The organism is Vibrio sp. 10N.247.311.47 (genome assembly GCF_041467535.1).
In the GTDB taxonomy this organism is placed as follows: Bacteria; Pseudomonadota; Gammaproteobacteria; order Enterobacterales; family Vibrionaceae; genus Vibrio; species Vibrio crassostreae_C.
The window spans coordinates 1-1,039 of sequence record NZ_JBFSUR010000116.1 but is presented as its reverse complement, the minus strand read 5'-3'; the positions used below and the strand labels follow the sequence as shown (position 1 = coordinate 1,039).

Annotated in this window: 2 protein-coding genes; both read left to right on the top strand. The window is 46.8% G+C overall.

The annotated features are described in order from the left end of the window. Positions 1–403, top strand: a 403-nt coding sequence (traE, locus tag AB6E51_RS24530; RefSeq protein ID WP_372127371.1) for a type IV conjugative transfer system protein TraE, incomplete at its 5' end; no start/stop codon positions are given. Continuing rightward, positions 400–1,039 (top strand): type-F conjugative transfer system secretin TraK (gene traK, locus AB6E51_RS24525; RefSeq protein ID WP_372140328.1); only part of this gene is annotated, 640 nt, incomplete at its 3' end. The genes traE and traK, both read left to right, overlap by 4 nt.

Below are 1,039 nucleotides of genomic sequence, written 5' to 3'. Positions count from 1 at the left end.
CATCGACCGCGCATTTACCGTATCGAATGAAGCGGTTGATGAAGCCTATCTTGCACTGATGGCCGAATGGTGGGTACACCTGAAATTCAATGTCACACCGGCTAACGTGAACCGTCAATTTAATCAGCTCATGACCTATGTCCCTTCTCAATATTGGAGCGGCCTACAAGACAAACTCATGCGCGAAGCGACGTTCATCATTGAAAACGACGTCACGAGCTTTTTTGAAGTGCACAACATCGCCTCGAATGTGGATGAAATGAAAATTCGAGTCAAAGGAACGCTCAACAAAACCATCGCAGGTCGAAAGCTCGAACCAGAGCCAGTGACTTACATCATCCAAACCGACTATCCGCTCGGTTTGATTGAACTTCACTCTATCGCTCAAGAGGTGCCACTATGAAGAACATTATGAACGTCGCGCTTTTGGCCGCGTTGTTTTTCCCCTTAATCACTCAAGCAAAGAACATTACCGCCAACCGTTATCATTTTGCGCAAAACGATACTATCGTATTGCCTCTATCCTCTGTTAATACCAACCGCCTTGTCGTAAGGGGCGATAAAATCCTTAACGTCCAGTGCCCAAGAGGATTTTGCATAGCAAAAGGCAGCCAGCGAGACCAATCCGGCTCTATCAACATCAAACTCAACATCGCCTTACCCTTTACGGCGCACGTATTCACAGAAAAAGGGCAAAACTTCTCACTTTTCGTCAATCCTAAAGCCGTTCCAGCCGTGGTCAGTGAATTTATCCCTCTGCACACTCAATCAGAGCAAAGTGTCTTCGAAAAAGACATCGAATACCCGCTGGCGCTTGGGGAGTTTACCAAGCAGATGATTGAGTGGCAGCGCACGAAAACGCCCGTCCCCGGTTTTAATCTGCATCCTATTGACCCAAAAACGTTACCCAAAGATAAGAGTCCTTTAGCCGTTATTCCACAGACGCTTTTTTCTGGACGGCCCTTCTCTGGCATTATTTATCAAGTAAAAAATCAATCCAACGAAACCGTCACGCTTACCGAGGCGCAGTTCTACAGCT